15 protein-coding genes are annotated in these 16,005 nt (G+C 69.3%); 9 read left to right on the top strand and 6 right to left on the bottom strand.

Annotated elements, in window-relative coordinates:
• Positions 1-55: 55 nt before the first annotated feature.
• The gene (locus tag AB0J36_RS10730; protein WP_357117588.1) at positions 56-1,255 is read right to left on the bottom strand and encodes an FAD-dependent monooxygenase; all 1,200 of its coding nucleotides are present in this window, start codon (positions 1,253-1,255) and stop codon (positions 56-58) included.
• A gap of 117 nt (positions 1,256-1,372) precedes the next feature.
• Here AB0J36_RS10730 and AB0J36_RS10725 point away from each other — a divergent pair, with 117 nt between their 5' ends.
• The 7 genes from AB0J36_RS10725 (at position 1,373) to AB0J36_RS10695 (ending at position 9,623) form a co-directional block, all read left to right on the top strand.
• The gene (locus tag AB0J36_RS10725) at positions 1,373-1,960 is read left to right on the top strand and encodes a TetR/AcrR family transcriptional regulator (RefSeq protein ID WP_363660422.1); all 588 of its coding nucleotides are present in this window, start codon (positions 1,373-1,375) and stop codon (positions 1,958-1,960) included.
• Positions 1,961-2,111: 151 nt separating this feature from the next.
• The gene (locus AB0J36_RS10720; protein WP_363660448.1) at positions 2,112-4,490 is read left to right on the top strand and encodes a discoidin domain-containing protein; all 2,379 of its coding nucleotides are present in this window, start codon (positions 2,112-2,114) and stop codon (positions 4,488-4,490) included.
• Between the two features lie 558 nt (positions 4,491-5,048).
• Positions 5,049-5,714: a hypothetical protein gene (locus AB0J36_RS10715; protein ID WP_357117597.1), complete on the top strand. Its 666-nt coding sequence runs from the start codon at positions 5,049-5,051 to the stop codon at positions 5,712-5,714.
• A gap of 276 nt (positions 5,715-5,990) precedes the next feature.
• Entirely contained in the window at positions 5,991-6,545 is a 555-nt protein-coding gene (locus tag AB0J36_RS10710; RefSeq protein WP_357117600.1) for an HDIG domain-containing metalloprotein, read from the top strand.
• A gap of 156 nt (positions 6,546-6,701) precedes the next feature.
• Entirely contained in the window at positions 6,702-8,021 is a 1,320-nt protein-coding gene (locus tag AB0J36_RS10705) for a helix-turn-helix transcriptional regulator (protein ID WP_363660421.1), read from the top strand.
• Between the two features lie 149 nt (positions 8,022-8,170).
• Positions 8,171-8,350 (top strand): hypothetical protein, encoded by a 180-nt coding sequence (locus tag AB0J36_RS10700; RefSeq protein ID WP_357117606.1) that lies wholly within the window; start codon positions 8,171-8,173, stop codon positions 8,348-8,350.
• Entirely contained in the window at positions 8,337-9,623 is a 1,287-nt protein-coding gene (locus AB0J36_RS10695) for a helix-turn-helix domain-containing protein (protein ID WP_357394728.1), read from the top strand. The genes AB0J36_RS10700 and AB0J36_RS10695 overlap by 14 nt, the downstream gene beginning before the upstream one ends.
• A gap of 189 nt (positions 9,624-9,812) precedes the next feature.
• Here AB0J36_RS10695 and AB0J36_RS10690 read toward each other — a convergent pair whose 3' ends face one another.
• Entirely contained in the window at positions 9,813-10,655 is an 843-nt protein-coding gene (locus AB0J36_RS10690; protein ID WP_357169530.1) for a hypothetical protein, read from the bottom strand.
• 249 nt (positions 10,656-10,904) lie between these two features.
• Positions 10,905-11,291: a MerR family transcriptional regulator gene (locus AB0J36_RS10685; protein WP_357117631.1), complete on the bottom strand. Its 387-nt coding sequence runs from the start codon at positions 11,289-11,291 to the stop codon at positions 10,905-10,907.
• A gap of 63 nt (positions 11,292-11,354) precedes the next feature.
• Between AB0J36_RS10685 and AB0J36_RS10680 the strand changes: the two genes are divergently transcribed.
• Positions 11,355-11,843 carry a MarR family transcriptional regulator gene (locus AB0J36_RS10680; RefSeq protein ID WP_357394725.1) on the top strand — a complete coding sequence of 163 codons (489 nt, stop codon included), beginning with the start codon at positions 11,355-11,357 and terminating at the stop codon, positions 11,841-11,843.
• A 147-nt stretch (positions 11,844-11,990) separates the two neighbouring features.
• Here AB0J36_RS10680 and AB0J36_RS10675 read toward each other — a convergent pair whose 3' ends face one another.
• Complete coding sequence (locus tag AB0J36_RS10675) at positions 11,991-12,857, bottom strand: metallophosphoesterase (RefSeq protein WP_357169545.1); 867 nt, start codon at positions 12,855-12,857, stop codon at positions 11,991-11,993.
• Between the two features lie 168 nt (positions 12,858-13,025).
• Here AB0J36_RS10675 and AB0J36_RS10670 point away from each other — a divergent pair, with 168 nt between their 5' ends.
• Entirely contained in the window at positions 13,026-13,877 is an 852-nt protein-coding gene (locus AB0J36_RS10670) for an alpha/beta hydrolase (RefSeq protein WP_363660420.1), read from the top strand.
• A gap of 92 nt (positions 13,878-13,969) precedes the next feature.
• On the opposite strand, the gene AB0J36_RS10665 is transcribed toward AB0J36_RS10670, so the two are convergent.
• Entirely contained in the window at positions 13,970-14,599 is a 630-nt protein-coding gene (locus tag AB0J36_RS10665) for a hypothetical protein (RefSeq protein WP_357394722.1), read from the bottom strand.
• The gene (locus tag AB0J36_RS10660; RefSeq protein ID WP_357394720.1) at positions 14,596-16,002 is read right to left on the bottom strand and encodes a selenium-binding family protein; all 1,407 of its coding nucleotides are present in this window, start codon (positions 16,000-16,002) and stop codon (positions 14,596-14,598) included. Before AB0J36_RS10660 ends, AB0J36_RS10665 begins: the two co-directional genes overlap by 4 nt.
• Positions 16,003-16,005: the final 3 nt, after the last annotated feature.

Here is a 16,005-nt window from a genome sequence, read left to right as displayed (position 1 = left end):
GAGCCGAGGCGCTTCCGGTCCCCGTCGGTGCGTCGCGGCAGGCCGAGGGTCGTTGTCAGGTCCGGGACGAGCCCACAGCCGGCCCGTAGTCCGGCAGCGCCGGGGTCCGGGGCTGTAGGCGACCTTCCACCCCCGCCAGCGCGCCAAGAACCGGCAGTCGGGCCATCGTGTTGCGCGCCCAGATGCCGGGGCGGCTTTTCGGGGCGAGCAGGCCGAGAAACAGGTTCGACTGATGCCGCTCCACCGTCTTGCGATAGCCCTGCTCGTACCGGTGAAACGCGACCCGATGATCCCCGGCGGCCGACGAGAGTTCTCCGGCGAGGCGGTAGGCGCCGACGAGCGACAGCGTCGCCCCGGCACCCGCCGCCGGTGACGCGCAGTGGGCGGCGTCCCCGGCGAGCACCACCCGCCCCGACGACCACGACGGCATCCGCACCTGGCTCAGCGAATCGAAGTAGAAGTCGGGATCGGCGAGCGCTCCCGCCAGCAGCTCCGGCACGAGCCACGGAACATCCGTGAACGCCTCGGTGAGCAACCGCTTCTGCCGCTCGACGTCCCGGTGGTCGTACGTCAGGGGCCTGCTGCGGAACATGAAGTGGACCTTCGCGCCGGGATGGTTGCCGGAGCGGTAGATCGAGACGGCCCGGCCCGGCAGGTTGTAGAGCGTCACCCACCGCTTCTCGCCCAGCCCGGGGTCGGCCTCGGCGAATGCGAAGTGGTGGCCCAGGTAGGTGAGGAATCCCGACTCCGGGCCGAAGGCCAGACGCCGCACGGTGGAGTGGGTGCCGTCGGCGCCCACCACCAGGTCGAAGCGCCGGGTCGGCCCGCGCTCGAAGGTGACCGTGACTCCATCGTCGTCCTGGTCCATCCGTCGGATGGAGTCGTCGAAGACGTACTCGACGTCGTTCCTCGTCGCCTCGTGCAGGATCGCGGCAAGGTCGCCCCGCATGATCTCGACATCGGCGTCGCCGGCTCGACGTTGGATGGCCCGCAGGTCGAGGCGCGCCACACTCCGGTTGGCCCCGTCCACGAACGACAGGCCGACGACGTCCGCCGCCGCCGCGCGGACCAGCGGCAGGATGCCCATCCGCTCGGCGACGTGTACGGCCTGCCCGCGTACGTCGACGCCGTTGCCGCCCTCGCGCAGCCGGGGCGCACGCTCGACCACGGTGGGAGAGAACCCGAACCGGGCCAACCAGAACGCGAGGGCCGGCCCGGCGATACTGGCGCCGGAGATGAGAATCCGCCGGTTCATCGGCTCCTGCTCTCTGGGCTGTGGAGGGGTACGCGGACGGGTTTGCGCCGTCCGGGCGGGTCTCGTAGGCTAAGTGAAATGCTCGTTCCACTTGACGATATGGAATGGACGTTTCAGATGTCAACCCCTTCCGAGAGCGGTGTGCCTCGACGTAGGACGGACGCCGTCCGCAACCGCCACCTCGTGCTGGAGGCGACCAAGGCGCTCCTCGCCGAGGGGGGCAACGCCATCACCGTCACCGTGATCTCGCAGCGGGCGGGCGTCGGTGCCGCCACCGTCGTTCGCACCTTCGGCAGCAAGGAGGCGCTCGTCGACGCCGCCGTGGCCGACCTGCTCGAACCGCTCATCCGACGAGGTCGGGCCGCGCTGTCCGAGCCGGACGCCGAGCAGGCTCTTCGCGGGTTCCTGGTCGAGGCGATGGCGTTCCAGTCCGCTCACTGGGTCATGGGCGAGCGGCTCGGGGTGATGGAGTTGCCCGCCACCGCCGCGCAGCGGGCGGCCCTCGACGGGGTCGGACTCGATCTGATCACCAGGGCCCGCGACGAGGGGGTGATCCGTACCGACCTCGACGTGGCTGTCGTCGCCGTGCTGATCAACGAGTTGACCTACGCGATCGCGCGGTCGGCGTCCGCCTCACAAAGTCTCTCCGAGGCCTATCTCGCGGTGATCCTGGACGGGCTCCGACCGCAGCCGGAGCAGCCCTGAACCCGGCTCCGGGTGGCCGCGCCGTCGCGCGCCCTCCGACCCTTCCGCCGGACTGACTCAAAATTTCATCGATCAGTCGTACTCTTGCGGGGTGGCATTCGATGCTGCCACGATGGCCGTCAATGCCTTCCGTCCCGAAGGAGTGGTCGTCATGGCGGTAACCCGCCGCAGGTTCGTCACGTCCGTGTTGGCGGGCTCCGCCCTCGCCGCCGCCTCCACCACGAAGCTCCTCGCCAGCCCCGCCCAGGCCGCCAGCCCTCCCGGCGACGTGGTCGGCAAGGTCACCGTCGGCTACCAGGGCTGGTTCAGCGCACCCGGCGACTCCGCGCCGATCGGCGGCTGGTGGCACTGGAGCCGCGACCGCTTCCAGCCGCCGTCGCCCAGCAACACCACAATCGTGTCCTGGCCGGACATGCGCGAGTACACGCGCAGCTACCCCACCGCGTACCCGAACCTCGGCAACGGCTCGCCGGCCACCCTCTTCTCCTCCTACGACCAGCAGACCGTGGACACCCACTTCCGCTGGATGCAGGAGTACGGCTGCGACACCGCCGCCCTGCAACGCTTCAACCCGACGGGCGACGAGGGGCCGACCCGCGACGCCATGACGCTCAAGGTCCGCGCGGCGGCCGAGCGCTACAACCGCAAGTTCTACATCATGTACGACGTCACCGACTGGCTCACCATGCAGACGGACATCAAGACCGACTGGCTGAACAAGATGTCGACGCACACCGCGTCCAGCGCGTACGCCCGCCAGAACGGCAAGCCCGTCGTCTGCATCTGGGGTTTCGGCTTCAGCGAATCCAGCCGCCCCTTTACCCCCGGGCCCTGCCTGGAGGTCATCAACTGGTTCAAGGCGCAAGGCTGCTACGTCATCGGCGGCGTACCCACCTGGTGGCGGGAGGGTCGGGAGGATTCCCGCGCCGGCTTCCTCGACGTCTACCACGCCTTCAACGCGATCTCGCCGTGGATGGTCTACCGGACCGACACCCTCGAAGGCCTCGACTCGTACTACAACAACGTCAACATCGGCGACATGGCCGACTGCGCGGCACGTGGCATCGACTACCTGCCCTGCGTGATGCCCGGCGACCTGGCCGGCGGGCACCGCCGCCACGGCGACTTCTACTGGCGACACATCTACAACATGGTCCGGCTCGGCTCCCAGGGCCTCTACGTGTCCATGTTCGACGAGTACAACGAGGGCAACCAGATCGCCAAGACCTCCGAGACACAGGCGACCACCCCGGCCGGCGCGAACATCCGCGCCCTGGACGAGGACGGCGTGGCCTGCTCCGCCGACTACTACCTGCGCATCACCGCCGACGGCGGCCGCATGCTCAAGGGACAGCTCGCCCTCACCGCCACCCGACCCACCCCGCCCATGGTCGGCACCCCGCCCCCGACCACCGGCGACCTCGCGGCCGGCCGGTCCACCTCAGCCAGCAGCCAGAACGGCTCCTTCGTGGCCGCGAACGCGGTGGACTCCGACGCCGGCAGCTACTGGGAGAGCGGCGGCGGCTCGTTCCCGCACTGGTGGCAGGTCGACCTGGGCGCCAGCCAGCAGGTCAGCCGGCTCGTGGTGCGGCTCCCCGCCGGCTGGGAGGCGCGGACCCAGACCATCACCGTGCAGGGCAGCGTCGACGGCAGCTCCTTCTCGACCATCGCCGGGGCCTCGGCGTTCGCCTTCGACCCGGCGACCGGCAACACCGTCAGCCGCACGCTGACGACCACCACGGCCCGCCACGTCCGGCTGAGCATCGCCGGCAACACCGGCTGGCCGGCGGGCCAGCTCGCCAAGGTCGAGGTGTACGGATCCAGCAGCACCACGGACAACCCGCCGACCGCCCCGAGCAATCTTGCGGTGACCGCTAAGACGTCGAGCAGCGTTTCCCTGGCCTGGACGGCGTCGACCGACGACAAGGGGGTGACCGGTTACCAGGTACGCCAGGGCGGCACGGTCGTCGCCACGGTCACGGGCACCACGGCGACCGTGAGCGGCCTGGCAGCGTCCACCTCGTACACCTTCACGGTCGTGGCGCGCGATGCCGGCGGCAACACCTCTGCCGCGTCGAACGCCGTCACCGTGACCACCGACGCCGCCGCCAACTCCGACCTGGCCCGCGGCCGGTCCACCTCGGAGAGCAGCCACGTGCAGAGCTACAGCTCGGGCAACGTGGTCGACGGCGACGCCAACAGCTACTGGGAGAGCGCCAACAACGCCTTCCCCCAGTGGGTGCAGGTCGACCTGGGCGCTGCGCGCACGGTCGGACGGGTGGTGCTGAAGCTGCCGCCGTCGTCGGCCTGGGGTGCTCGGACGCAGACGGTCGCCGTTGCCGGCAGCACGGACGGTTCGAGCTTCGGGACGCTCGTTGGGGCGGCGGGGCGGACGTTCGATCCTTCGACGGGCAACTCGGTGTCGCTGACGTTCAGTGCCGCGCAGGCTCGTTATGTGCGGATCACCGTTACCGGTAACACCGGCTGGCCGGCCGGGCAGCTGGCGGCACTGGAGGTGTACGCGAGCTGACCGGACGTGGGGCGGCCGCCGGACGCCGACCGGCGGCCGCCCCTCCCGTCGAGCACCCAGGATCTAACGGTGCTGGTCGATGTTTGACACAAGCTCGGTGATGACAAATCGCGGTAGCTCAAGTTCGGCCGGTGGCGCGATTCTGAACGTCCCACCCCCCAACGCCTGCGGCGTCCATCCAGCGCCGAGGGCGAAGTGGACAAGATCGCGTACATCCTCGGCTGTCGGGTAGGGATACGTCTCCCCTCTGTCGTGCACGTCCGTCTGGACGTACCTACCGTTAGAGGCAACGGTGGGCCGCTCGGCCAAGTCGACCTGTAGGGCGCGCCCGGTCTCTCCAGCACCCCACACGCGAAGCCTTATGCAGCGGTAAAGACGACCGTCCGGGCCATATGCGGACCGCATGTCGGCGTGCCAGGTGAACTCCGACCGTCGATGTGGAGCATGCGCAGCCTCGACCCCATCCGCCCATCTTTCCAGCCAGGTGGTCACCGCACGAGCCCCGCAGCGCTTGACGCCGCGAATAGCTTTGAGCGCAAGGTAGGCGGAAGGTGACGCATGGTGGATCTTCTAGCGAACGGCTTGACCGCTCTTGTGGCCCTGCTATCCGTAGCCCTTGGCGGCTACCTCTCCACCCGGGCTCAACGCAGACACTGGGATCGAGATCACCTTCGCCATTGGCGTGATATCCGGCTTAGCGCCTTCGACGACTTCCTGTCAGCCTTTCGCTCCTACATTGCCTTTGCCTTGAACCCGAGTGCCAAGATAGACGCCGTGCCGGACGCGTACTCGCCGGGGCACTTAATGCCGATATTTGATAACGAAGGCACCGATTACAAAGAACGAATGGAAGCCGCCAAGACCAAGGTGCGCCTCGTCGCTCAGTCTCAGGAGACCTTGGACGCGCTCGCTCAAGCAGTCCAGCAAGCGCGTCAACTGGCCGCTGATCGTGCGAGCAGCGGCGTGGGCGACATCGCGCAGGAGCGCATCAAGAAGGTATGGACAGCTGAACACGCCTTCTTGGCCGCCGCGCGGTTAGAGCTCTCGCTGCCGCCCGTCAGCTTTCCGGCATACGCATCGCCGCAGCCAACAGGTGTAGGTCTAGTTCCGCAATCGCCGTTGCAGTCGTCCTCGTCGCACAGCGCTGAAGTGCAGCCACCGACCCGACCGCTCGATGTTCGGGCCAGCCAGCAGAGGGCTGGCGAGCTGTCTACCGAGCCGTAGGCGAGCGCCTCGCCGGAATCCTTTCTCGGAATTCGCGGGCGCAGGCGTCGTGCGGGTATTCGCCCTCATCGACGTAGCCCTAACCACCGGAGAAGGCCCAGTGGTCGCGGTAGTTCGGTTCGGCGCGCAGCACGTCGACCTCCGGGTTGGTGATGAACGCCGCTGCGGCGTCGTGAAAGGAAGGCAGGTTTGGGTACCAGGTGGGGGGCTCCCTCCAAGTCGCCTCGGTGGCGCTGGCGGCCGGTTCTAGCTGGGCTCGGGCTTTAGAATTCGCGCGTGGGTCCTCCCTCCCAACTGGCCGCGGCAACCTCACAACGTCATCTGAGAAACGCGATACCCCGACGCTGGCTGCACGTGCAGGCGGTGGCGGCCAAAGCCAAGCAGCTTGCGCACCTGGTCGGGGACGATGCGGAGTTGCTGTCGGCGGCGGCGTGGCTGCATGACATCGGGTACGCCCCTGACGTCGCCGACACGGGCTTCCACGCATTGGACGGCGGGCGGTGGCTTCAGCGTCACGGCTTCGCAGGTCGCGTCGCTGCTCTGGTCGCCCATCACTCCTGCGCTGTTTACGAAGCAGAGGAGCGTGGTCTGCGGCAGGCTCTGGTTAGCGAGTTCCCGCGTGAGGAGTCAGCCACTTCGGATGCTCTCTGGTACGCGGACATGACGACTGGGCCGGACGGCCAGGATCTCAGCGTCGATGAGAGGCTGGCAGAGATCCGGCAGCGCTATGGGCCGGATGACGTGGTGACTCGGTTCTGGCAGAAGGCTGAGCCTATGCTCCTAGGCGCCATACGCAGGACTCAGCATCGCATTTCCGCTCATCCGATGTGACGGTCGCGGCGCTGACCGAAGGCGTGATCAAACTGATGTCAATCCTGCTGGGAAGGCCGTGTGCGTTTGGCTATAGCTCGGGCGACGATGGCGGCGGTACTGTCCGAAGTGGCAGTTACCAAGGTCGGCCCAGCCTGTAATCCGTAGGGAGCAATGATGCCGGAGTCCGCCTCGTCTTTCGCCGAACGGCTCCGCGCTTTGATCACGAATCGTGGGATCAGCTATCGCGCGTTGGCGCGCCAGACCTTCTACAGCAAGAGCTACCTGCATGACCTGGCTTGCGGTCGGAAGATGCCGGCCCTGAACACTGCTCAGCGCCTGGACACTGCCTTGGCGGCGGGCGGGACGCTGGTCGCGCTCGCTCCGGTCCCTGGTGTCGACGAGGAGCGCACGGCCAGCGGTGGGGCGCAATCTTTGCGGTGCGACGCGGAACGGCTCGCCGGACTGCTCGTAACGCAGACGCCCACGACCGAGAACGCTGCCGCGCTGGCCCATCAGTGGTTGATCACTGAGCCACCTCAGCGGTATGAGCTGAGCGCGGGCCGCCGGGTCGGGGACGAGACGGTGGCTCGGATCGAGGACCGGGTTCGTCAGCTCCGACGGCTGGACGACCACGTGGGTGGTGCCGAGACCTACGCGATGGTTTCTGCCGAGTTGGCCGCCACCGCCGACCTGCTTCGCGAGGGTAGCTATCGAGAAGCCGTGAGTCGGCGGCTGCTCGTCGTCATCGCCGATCTGTGTCAGTTGGCGGGATTCGTCGCCGAGGATTCTGGCCGGGTCGCTGAGGCTCGCCATTATTACCTGACCGGGATGCGCGCAGCACACACTGGCGGCGACGCTGCGAGTGCGGCCAACTGTCTCAGTAGCCTCTCCTACCTTGAGGCGAATCTTGGCGACCGACGCGAGGCGGCCACGTTGGCTCGATCGGCCTACGTGGGTGGCAAGCACGCGGCCGAGGCCACCGGCCAAGCTCTGCTGCTTGAGCGCGTTGCCTGGGCCCACGCCCGCATGGGCGAGGCAAGTCTCGCCGAGCGGGCCCTGGGCAACGTCGCGGAGATTTATCAGCACGTCGACCTGGGCGATGCGCCTCCCTGGGCGTACTGGCTGACCCAGGATGAGGTTCAGGTAATGGCGGGGCGTGTGTGGACTGAATTGCGCCGACCGCTCAGAGCGGTACCCATCTTGGAAGACGCCGTCCGTCGCTACGGCGACGACTCGCCCCGCGAGACCTCCTTGTATCTCGGTTGGCTCACCCAAGCGCTGCTGCAAGCCGGGGAGGTTGAGCAGGCCGTCGCCGTGGCCGGACGTTCCGCGACTCTCGCGCGCTCGGCGCGGTCGCAACGTGCCGTTGACCGTGTCGCCGAGCTGCGTCACATGATCGCCGCTGTCGAGGGCAGAACGAGCGCTGCTGACGAGTTCCTAGAGCTGTCCGCTGGCATGTCCGCCGATCCAGGCGGACACCTCGAAGGACAGTAGCGGACGCGATCCGTCTGGATCGCAATCAATGATCGTCACAGGCTGTCACCTAGGCATCGCTGAGTGGTTGCCCGATCGGGCGCGGCGAGCCGGGCGCGGCGGCCAACTCCGTCATGTGCACGTCGCGCCCCGACCCGTGAGGTGGGGGAATGAGCGGCAGGCATCATGGGCAAGGCGACGAGACGGCGAGCAAGGGTGAACAGGCTGAGGCGGCCGAGCGGGAGGCTGCCAAGCAGCGCATCCTGGCTCAGGCCGAGGCCGAACGCGTGCCCGTGGACGACACGACCCGTGCGGTCCCCGACCGGCGGTGGCGGCGTGAGCAGCGATGACCTCCCCATCGGCCGACGCGTCGCCGGCTGGCGGGTGCGGCGGTCGATGACCCAGCAGATGCTGGCCGACCGCCTGCGCAGGTCGAAGAGCTGGGTCGACAAGATCGAACGCGGCGTTCGCCCCCTGGACCGGTACTCGGTCATCCAGGAACTCTCCCGCGTCCTGCGGGTCGACCCGGAGGTGCTGCTCGGCCAACCGCCCAGCACCCCGGCGAGCACCCCGGACGGCGTGGACGACATCCGGGCCGCGCTCGCCCGCTATGACACCCCGCCGACCTCACCACACCTGCACGAGCTGCGGCGTCAGGTCGGGCATGCCTGGTTGACGTACCAGCACGCGCACTACCCGCAGTTGGTGCGGGCGGTGCCGAGCCTGCTCGACGCCGCCCAGGGCGCGCGGTCGCCGGAGGTGCTGGTACAGGCGTACCGGATCACCGCGCTGCTGCTGATCAAACTCGGCGAGGCTGACCTCGCCTGGCTCGCCGCCGACCGGGCCATGGGCGCTGCCCAAGACGATCCAGTCCTCGCGGCGACGGCGGCGATCGCGGTGGCCCAGGCCCTACGCGCGTCGGGCCGGGACCGCCTGGCCCTGTCGGCGACCCTCGCAGCGGCCGACCGAACTCTGCCACCGACACTCCGCCCCGGTGATCAAGAGGTTTGCGGCACGTTTGGAGATCAAAGTCGACGCAAACCTCTTGATCACCGGGGACAGGGCGAGCACGCGGGGCCGGGCGACCGTCGTGGGTGGGCGGTGGGTGGGACCCTGCTGGTCCAGGCCGCCCTCGCGGCCGCCGGCTGCGGCGAGCACCGCCGGGCCACCGAGCTGATCGACCGGGCTGCGGGCACTGCCGCCAACCTCCGGGGGTACGACGAACCGCACTCCATCGGCTTCGGGACGGTCGCCGTGGAGATGGCGCGGGTGCTCGTCGCGGCGCAGCGGGGTGACGTCGACGGCGCACTGACACGGCATGTGAGCGTCGTTCGGCGGGAGGGGTGGCGGCGGTTGCCGGCCGAGTGTCGGGGTGCCTACCTGCTCGACGCCGCGCGGGTGTACCTGCATGCCGGTGACCTGCGTGGGGCGGCGCGGGCCCTGGTCGACGCGGACAGTGTCGCGCCGGCCGAGGTTCGGGGGCGGCCTCTGGCGCGTACTCTCATCGCTGAGGTTGCGCGTGCCAAGCCGGCGCCGGCGGGCGTGGCGCGGCTGGCGACGCTGGTTGGGCTTATTCGGCCGCCGGACGCCGACCGGCGGCCGCCACCCACCGCGCTCTCGTAGGCCGACGCTTGTGCTGGTCACCGATACGGATGCCTCACTGTGGAGCGGCCGCCCGTCACGCGGCGGTGAGACAACGCCAAGCCCAAAGACCTTCAGCGGTGCGCACTCTGCTGAGACTGCCTCTTCGACGTGCTCCACATCCTCGTCATCAACGATGCCAACGCGGATGGCACAGTCACCCGATCCGGCTCAGCGCGTCTCGCTGTGGGTCGTGCTGAGCCTCGCGCAGGCCAGCACGGTCAGGGCGGCTCCGAGCAGCAGCGCCGCGACGGCGACGGCGGTCTCAACGTCGGGCCCGGTCTCGACCGCCACGGACACACTGACGCCCGGCTGGTGGAAGGCGTCGCTGCCGCGCGGCTCCGGCCGACTCCGCAAGGCATCGTCCACCGCGAGCCAGGCCACCGCGGCCAGCAGCGTGGCACCTATTACGGCGATCGGGCCGGTGCCATGGCGCCGGACCGCGCGGCTCACGACCCAGGCATACCCCCCGAGCACGAGCAACACCGCCACGGCCACATTGGTGAACGAGCCGAGCAGGGCGGTCAGCCCCGACGGGAGGAGGGCGACGAATGCCAGGGTGACCAGCGTGAGCACGCCCACGGCCGGCGCGGCCCGGCCGATCCGGCGTAGCCGATCCCGCGGCAGCCGCCCGACAGCGATGCCGAAGCAGGCGCAGGCCAGGATCAGACAACTTGCCACGGCCAGCTGTCGCAGGAACTGCGTCCGCTGCCGTACCGGGTCGGTCACCAGCGCGATCAGCTCGCTCGCGCTCGGCGGAGCGTCGGCGAATGACGAGGCCGCCCATCCCCACATCTGCACGACGCCCGCGAGGGTGAGGAGAAGCAGGCCACCCTGCAGCAGCAGACGTGTCGACCGAGGCACCGCGGGACCGGTCACCGCGGGGTGGACGGCAAGAACGCTCAGCACGACGACGACGCCGGCCCCGGTCGCCCAGGGGGATCCGAACAGCGCGCCCACGACGGCGAGCAGCGCGGCCCCGACGAGCAGCAGAAGCTGCTTCGCTGAAGGCATCCGCACAGGTTATACAGGCGGATCCCAGACGTGGCGCCCGCGGCTGGAACCGAGTCGATTTTCCGGAATGCCGGCACGCTGGCGTGTGGCAGGAACGGGCGGCACGCCAGTGGCCCGGAACGTTGTCGACCCGGGCCACGGGCGTGCTCTCTGGTGTCGTCGCCGCCTGGCTTACGCCCAGACGACGGATCCGGACTGCGGCCGCCGAGGCGGCGGCACTGTCACCACCAGGGAGGACCGCCCCGTTCCTCACCGTAGGACTCCGGCAGTGCACCTGGTGGTGACGGTCTGGAGGGCGTCGAGGTCGTGGCGCAGGTGCGCCACGCGGGCTTCGGCCTCGGCGACCAGCGAGTCGGAGACCCGCGCCCAGTCCTGCGCCGACGGCTTCTCGGGTAAAGCCTGGAAGATGGTGGCGATCTCCCGAACTGTCAGCCCGACCCGCTGAGCGAGTCGGGCGAACCGGATGCGACAGGCCGCGTTCTCGTCGAACCGGCGCTGGTTTCCAGTGGTTCGGCGCGCTTGGATCAGACCTTGTTCTTCGTAGAAGCGCACCGCCGACGGAGCGACGTGGCTCGCGTGTGCAACGTCTTTGACGGTGAACACGAAAGATGTCGGGGCCTGCGGACTGACGGTCATGTCCCCAACATGCTGCAACACCCTCTTGACTTCAACAGTCCTTGAACCCCCAGCATCAGCCGTATGCAGATCCCAGGAAGCAGTGATGCCCCGATGCAGGCCGACGCCAACCAGGTGGCCGCGTACTGGACGCGGTTGGCGTACGAATCCATCGTCCGGTTCACCCGGGACGAGCAGGCCAAGCGCGGCTTCACGCAGCCGCAGTTCTGGATCCTGCGCCACCTGTCTCCTCACGACCTCGCGCCTCATGACGGCGCAACCAGGACCATTTCCCAACTTCAGCAAGCCATGACCGAGTACATCCGCCCCGACGACGACCTCGCGAGCGAAGCCGAGGTGCTCGTCAGCCGAGGATGGGTCCACGCGGATGACGACGGCAACCTACGACTCACCGACGCCGGCGAGGCAGCTCGACTGCAGATGGGGCAGTCCGCTCCCGAGATCCGTTCGCTGATCCATCGAGGTATCGATGACGCGGACTACGTCGCGGCGCTGACAGTGCTGCAGAAACTCATCGCCAACACCACCCCGGTGCCAGAGACGGAAGCCTGAGACTTGCGTGAGAAGTACTCGGGCCTGCCCTGGCCATCGCGCCGGCTGAGGTTCGGGGGCGGCCTCTGGCGCGTACTCTCATCGCCGATCTTGCCCAGGCCAAGCCGGCGCCGGCCGGCGTGGCGCGGCTGGCGACGCTGGTGGGGCTTATTCGGCGACGGACGCGCGGCGCCGCACGTCGTCGGCGGGGTTGATGGTGCGGACCGGGTTCGGCGTTGGGCCGCGTCGCCGCCACTCGCGGGGGTAGCCGAGCGAGACCTCCTCGAAGCGCACGCCGTCGTAGAAGGTCGTGCGGGGGATGTGCAGGTGCCCGTAGACCATCGTGGACGCGCCGAAGCGCAGGTGCCAGTCGCGGGTACGGACGGTGCCGCACCACTGGGCGAACTCCGGGAACCACAGGATGTCGGTGGGTTCGCGCACCAGCGGGTAGTGGTTGACCAGCACAGTCGGCAGGTCCGGGTCGCGCTCGGCGAGGCGGCGTTCGGTCTCGGTGACGCGGGCGTCGCACCAGGCCTCGCGGCTCGGGTACGGGTCGGGGTGCAGTAGCGCCTCGTCCGTGCAGACCACGCCGGCCGCGTACGCGATGTCGAGGGACTCCTGTTTGGTGCTCGCCTGGGGCACCCGGAACGTGTAGTCGTAGAGCACGAAGAGCGGGGCGATGGTGGCGGGGCCGCCCTCGCCGTCCCAGACCGGATACGGGTCCTCGGGCGTGACGACGCCCAGGCGGCGGCACATCGCCACCAGTTCGCGGTAGCGGGTCTCGCCGCGCAGATGCTGGGGGTCGCCGGGCGGCGTCCACAGCTCGTGGTTGCCCGGTGCCCAGACGACCTTCGCGAATCGGCTGCTCAGCAGCTCGAGCGCCCACTCGATGTCGGCGAACCGGTCGGCCACGTCGCCGGCCACGAGCAGCCAGTCGCCGGGGTGGTCCGGGCGCAGCTCTTCGACGAAGGCGCGGTTCTCCGCGTAGCTGATGTGCAGGTCGCTGACGGCCCGCAGCCGGGGGGAAGCGCTCACGCCTTGAGGCTAGGCGGCGGTGACCCGATCGGCACACTCCGATCCGCTCGTGTTCTCCTCCGCTCGCCGTGGGCTACCACGGGACGTGCCGGCTGGCCGGCATATCCGGTGACCCGGCGGGAAAGCGCGGGGCGTCCGAGAGCCCGAAACCGGAGCAGGAGACGAAACATGCCTTTCATCACCGTGGGGACGGAAAACTCCGCACCCATCGACCTGTACTACGAGGACCACGGTTCCGGTAAGCCGGTGGTGCTGATCCACGGCTTCCCGTTCAACGGGGCAACGTGGGAGAAGGAGACCAGGGCGCTGCTGAACGCCGGATACCGGACGATCACCTACGACCGTCGCGGTTACGGAAACTCGGCGCAGCCGGCGTTCGGGTACGACTACAACACGTTCGCGGCGGATCTCGACGTGCTGATGACCGAGCTGGACCTCAGCGACGTCACCCTCGTGGGGCACTCGATGGGCACCGGCGAGGTGATTCGCTACCTGGGCAACTACGGTTCCCAGCGGGTGAGCCGGGCCGTGGTGCTCAGCCCGCTGCAACCGATGCTGGCGAAGGCGGACGACAACCCCGAGGGCGTCGACCGCAAGCTCTTCAAGGGCTTCCAGGACGCCATCATCAAGGACCGCTTCGCCTACCTGACGTCCTTCTGCGACGCGTTCTTCAACCCGGACCAGAACATGGGCAAGCGGGTCAGCGAAGAGACGTACCGGGCGCACTGGCAGATCGGTGCGATGGCCTCCGGCAAGGCCACCCACGACAGTGTGGACTCCTGGCAGGAGGACTTCCGCCAGGACCTGCCGAAGATCGACATTCCGGTGTTGATCGTGCAGGGTGACCAGGACCGGGTGCTGCCGTACCCGGTGACCGGTCAGCGGCTCGGCCCGATGATGCCGACCGGCACGCTCGTCACGCTCAAGGGCGCGCCGCACGGTATCCCGTGGACGCACGCCGACGAGGTCAACAAGGCGATCATGGACTTCATGAAGCAGCCCGCGAAGGCGCGCGCCTGACCCGTACCGGTAGCCGATCGGACGCCAGCGCCGTAACGGCGCTGCGGCACCCGGCCCCAGGGTTTCGCACCGGGGCCGGGTGTCGGCGTCGGTCACGCCCGGATCAGCGTCACCAGCCCCGCCGCCACCAGCACGCCGGCCCAGAGTCGGTCGACGTTGAACCACGCCTTGCGGAGCACCCCCACCCCGAGCACCTCGTAGACCAGCACCGCCACGACCAGGGCGGTGCCGAACATCGCCACGGTGTGCACGCCCGCCGCGGCCAACCCGGGCAGCGCGCCCACCGGCGCGGCGGCCAGATGCCCGGAATGGCCCCCGGACACCGGCTCGGCCACCAGCACCGGCAGCAGCATCAGCCCCGCGCCGTGCGCCGACGACATGAGGAACGACCAGCCGGCGAGCTGTGCCGCCGACAGGCGCATGCCCGCCCAGCGGAAGTGCCGCTCGGAGAGCAGCCGCCACAGTCCGAAGCCGACCAGCAGCACCCCGCCGACCACCGCCAGGACGGTGCTCGCCGTCACCGAGCGGGTCGCCGTGACCAGGGCGGCGACGATCCCCACCGAGGCCAGGTGCCCGGCCGCGATCGGTGGCAGGGCCCCCAGCAGCGCCGAACGGCTGCGCTCCTGAAGGCCCCGCGCCACCGCGAACAGCCAGCCCATCGCCGGGTTCAGGCCGTGGAACGCGCCGAGCGCGGCGAGCGTCACCAGGGTGGCGACGGTCACGGGAAACAGTACGAGTCGGAGGACGCGTCCCCGCCCTGTAGGCGCGTCTGGTGCACGCGCAGCCCCCGGAACTCGTCCCCGTGCGGAAAGAACCGCTCGTCCGGGGCGAGCCCGCCGGCTTCGACGTCCACGTCGAGCTTGGCGAGCCACGCGCCCACCCCGTCGGGGTAGAACTGGTCGTCCCACGCGCCGTAGAGGGAGTTGCTGACGTAGACCCGCCGGCCGTCCCGGCTGACCTCCACCATCTGCGGGCCGCCCGCGAGGGCCTCGTCCGGGGCGGACGGGTGGGCGGTACGACGGACGATGCCGCCCAGGTGCACCGAGCCGGTCTGCACCGGGTGCAGCGGGTCGCTGACGTCGTACTGGCGTAGCTCGCCGGTGCCCCAGCACGACACGTAGAGGAACCGGTCGTCGACGGACAGGTCGATGTCGGTCACCAGTGGCGGCACCGCGCCGAACGGCTTGAGCAGGTCGGGCAGGTCCGCCGGGTCGGCCGGCTCGGCCGGGATGTCGATCACCTTGGTGACCGCCCAGGCGTCCCCGTCGCGGTGCCACAGCCACACCGAGGCGGACAGGTCCTCGACGCTGATCACCACCCCCACGAACCCGTACGACTTCGTCGGATCGTGCGCCGGGCGCAGCTCCAGCGGCATCTGGTACTGATCGCCCAGGTCGACCCGCTGCACGTGCCGGCGCTTGGCGAGATCCCAGAAGTGGATGGCGTGACCGTAGCGGCGGCCCAGCAGCAGCTCCCCGATGATGCCGTCCTCGATCATCGACGGGGTGCCCCACTCGCTGGTGACCAGCACGTCCTGGTTGAGGTGCCACCACACGTCGTATGCGAGGAACTGGGGCCCCCGGTCGGCCTCCCACGCCCCGCGTACCTCGAAGGTGGTGTGGTCGAGGATCGCGACGCCACCCGGACCCTCCTCGCCGTCCGCGCCGCCGAGCGCGGACAGGTAGATGCCGTCCGGGCCACAGTGCACCGTGTGCGGCCGGGAGTAGCCGGCCCGCTTCGCCAGCTCCTCCGGGCCGATCACCTTGACCACCTGCGGCTGGCGCGGATCGGGCTGGGTGTCGATCACGTGGATACGCGAGGAGCGCAGGCCCGGCACGATCAGGTAGCGCCGCTCCACGTGCGGGTGCGGGGCGGTCGGGCAGAGCGCGCTGCTGCACGCGTTCCAGCCGAAGTGGTGCAGCTCGTCGCCGAGGTGCGGCAGGTCGGTCCAGCCGACGACCCGGCCGTAGTCGGGGGAGTCCGGGTCCGTGTCGAGCACCACGATGGCGTCCGGGCGGCTCGCCGTACGGTCGAAGGCCGCCACGTAGGCGAGCTTCTCGGCCGGCGCGGTGGCCGCCTCGCGGGGTGACGGGTAGAAGGTGGGGTCGGGCGTCCAGCGGGTCATCGC

The sequence above is a fragment of the Micromonospora sp. NPDC049662 genome (assembly GCF_040675055.1).
Lineage (GTDB): Bacteria > Actinomycetota > Actinomycetes > Mycobacteriales > Micromonosporaceae > Micromonospora.
This window is presented reverse-complemented; position numbering and strand designations above follow the sequence as displayed.

Excerpts from the sequence above, each read along its gene's own strand:
- AB0J36_RS10730 (WP_357117588.1), bottom strand. The coding sequence starts at position 1,255 with ATGAACCGGCGGATTCTCATCTCCGGCGCCAGTATCGCCGGGCCGGCC.
- AB0J36_RS10725 (WP_363660422.1), top strand. The coding sequence starts at position 1,373 with ATGTCAACCCCTTCCGAGAGCGGTGTGCCTCGACGTAGGACGGACGCC.
- AB0J36_RS10720 (WP_363660448.1), top strand. The coding sequence starts at position 2,112 with ATGGCGGTAACCCGCCGCAGGTTCGTCACGTCCGTGTTGGCGGGCTCC.
- AB0J36_RS10715 (WP_357117597.1), top strand. The coding sequence starts at position 5,049 with ATGGTGGATCTTCTAGCGAACGGCTTGACCGCTCTTGTGGCCCTGCTA.
- AB0J36_RS10705 (WP_363660421.1), top strand. The coding sequence starts at position 6,702 with ATGCCGGAGTCCGCCTCGTCTTTCGCCGAACGGCTCCGCGCTTTGATC.
- AB0J36_RS10700 (WP_357117606.1), top strand. The coding sequence starts at position 8,171 with ATGAGCGGCAGGCATCATGGGCAAGGCGACGAGACGGCGAGCAAGGGT.
- AB0J36_RS10690 (WP_357169530.1), bottom strand. The coding sequence starts at position 10,655 with ATGCCTTCAGCGAAGCAGCTTCTGCTGCTCGTCGGGGCCGCGCTGCTC.
- AB0J36_RS10685 (WP_357117631.1), bottom strand. The coding sequence starts at position 11,291 with ATGACCGTCAGTCCGCAGGCCCCGACATCTTTCGTGTTCACCGTCAAA.
- AB0J36_RS10680 (WP_357394725.1), top strand. The coding sequence starts at position 11,355 with ATGCAGATCCCAGGAAGCAGTGATGCCCCGATGCAGGCCGACGCCAAC.
- AB0J36_RS10670 (WP_363660420.1), top strand. The coding sequence starts at position 13,026 with ATGCCTTTCATCACCGTGGGGACGGAAAACTCCGCACCCATCGACCTG.
- AB0J36_RS10660 (WP_357394720.1), bottom strand. The coding sequence starts at position 16,002 with ATGACCCGCTGGACGCCCGACCCCACCTTCTACCCGTCACCCCGCGAG.